Below are 2,175 nucleotides of genomic sequence, written 5' to 3'. Positions count from 1 at the left end.
GATAACGCAATTATCCAAGTGTCAAACAAAGGATTAGAACTTATCGCTAGCGTTTCAACAACACTCATAAACTATACGGTAAATATCGTAATGGGTCTCCCAAATCTTCTTCTCTTCATAATTATATTTATCCTGTCTAGTTTCTTCATGTGCAAAGATTTCGAATTTATCAAAAAACAAATCGCACTGCAAATCCCCGTTTCCGAACGCGCTAAAGCATATCAATTAAAGAAATATTCAACCTCTGCCGTTATTCGCTACCTCCGTGGCATGAGCATAATGCTCCTAATCGTATTCTCAATAATATTCATCGGTCTTCTAATTCTAAAAGTCCAATACGCATTCTTCCTCGCTCTAATCTTAGCTGTGTTCGACATTCTCCCCCTATTTGGCACAGCCCTCGTCTTAATACCATGGGGTATAATTAGCTTATTACAAAATAATATATACATGGGAATCGGGCTTATCGCGCTCTGCGCAGTCAACGCATTAATTCGTCAGTTTAGCGAGCCAAAAGTTATGAGCGATTCTCTAGGGCTATACCCAATTATAACACTCATTGCCGTGTATACAGGCATGCGCCTTATAGGTTTCGCAGGCGTCATCATATTCCCAATAGTATTCTTGATTATATTCAAGTTGCAAAAGGGCGGACTATTCACAATTTGGAAGACCAAAGAATAGGAGAGTTGTAAATTGTCATCTGCGTTATATGCTTTTTTCGTTTCAATGCTACCAATCGTAGAGCTCAGGGGCGGGCTACCAATAGGCGTAGGTCTAGGTTTAAATATTCCCGAAGCTTTATTAGTTTCAGTTATAGGAAATCTCCTGCCAATTCCTTTTATCTTAATTTTCATAACAAAATTCTTAGAATGGCTTAGAAAAAAACAAAACAAACTCGGTTCTTTCGCCAGATGGCTAGATGCCAAAGGCAAAAAAGGCGCAGAAAAAATAGGCGAATATGAAAAATGGGGACTTTTAATATTCGTCGCAATCCCGCTCCCAGGCACAGGCGCTTGGACTGGCGCTCTAGCAGCTAGTGCGCTGGGCATGAAATTCAAAGATAGTATATTCAGCATAGCAATAGGCGTAATAGTAGCCGGGCTAATAATGTCCGCACTATCAGGGATATTCATTTATCCATTCGTTCACTAAGGGGAGAAATACATATGAAAAAGATTTGGACATCAGAAAGCGTAACCGAAGGGCACCCAGACAAAATGTGTGACCAAATTTCAGATGCGGTTTTAGACGCCATCCTACTACACGACCAAAACGCACGAGTTGCTTGCGAAGTCGCAACAACAACCGGCATGGTCATGGTCATGGGCGAGATTACCACCGAATGCTATGTTGACATTCCAGCAATCGTTCGAAAAACAGTTAAAAAAATCGGCTACGATAGAGCAAAATTTGGCTTCGATGCAGATACATGCTCCGTCCTAACCGCCATCCATGAGCAATCGCCGGATATAGACCTAGGAACTAATGATAAGGTCGGAGGCGCAGGAGACCAAGGAATGATGATTGGCTACGCCTGCAACCAAACAAAAACTCTAATGCCTCTTCCTATATACCTAGCCCACGAGCTCGCAAAAAAGCTCGCCGAGGTTAGAAAAGACAACACAATCACATATCTAAGACCAGACGGAAAAACCCAAGTTTCAGTAGAATATGAAGATAACAAACCAGTAAGAGTTAACAATATAGTAGTTTCTGCACAACATGACGATGCTGTCAGCAAGAAACAAATAGAAGCTGATATAATCGAACACGTCATAACTCCTGTCGTCGAAGAAAAATATCTTGATGGCACAAAATTTATAGTAAACCCAACGGGCAAATTCGTTGTCGGAGGTCCTATGGGCGACAGTGGCTTAACAGGCAGAAAAATAATAGTCGATACATACGGCGGCTGGGCAAGTCATGGCGGCGGAGCATTCTCAGGAAAAGACCCAACAAAAGTTGATAGAAGCGGCGCATATATGGCACGCTATATAGCAAAAAACATCGTCGCAGCAGAACTAGCAAGCGAGGCTACCATTCAACTGGCGTACGCAATCGGTATTCCTGAACCAGTCTCTATAATGGTAGATACAAACGGAACCGGCAGAATCTCAGATGAACAAATTGCAAAAAAAGTCAAAAAAGTATTCGATTTAACTCCAAAGGGTA

The 2,175-nt window shown here is 41.7% G+C and carries 3 protein-coding genes; all 3 read left to right on the top strand.

Translation table 11 applies throughout. The features are described 5' to 3' along the window. Nucleotides 1–684, top strand: a 684-nt coding sequence (locus tag ACYVTD_RS11840) for an AI-2E family transporter (protein WP_461247971.1), incomplete at its 5' end; no start/stop codon positions are given. 12 nt (nt 685–696) lie between these two features. Continuing rightward, nucleotides 697–1,155 carry a COG2426 family protein gene (locus tag ACYVTD_RS11835; RefSeq protein WP_461247970.1) on the top strand — a complete coding sequence of 153 codons (459 nt, stop codon included), beginning with the start codon at nt 697–699 and terminating at the stop codon, nt 1,153–1,155. A 65-nt stretch (nt 1,156–1,220) separates the two neighbouring features. Beyond that, a partial coding sequence (gene metK, locus ACYVTD_RS11830; protein WP_461247969.1) for a methionine adenosyltransferase occupies nt 1,221–2,175 on the top strand: 955 nt, incomplete at its 3' end.

This window comes from Treponema sp. R6D11, from assembly GCF_054786075.1.
The sequence above is the reverse complement of the archived record's forward strand: the minus strand, read 5'-3'. Positions and strand labels throughout refer to the sequence as shown.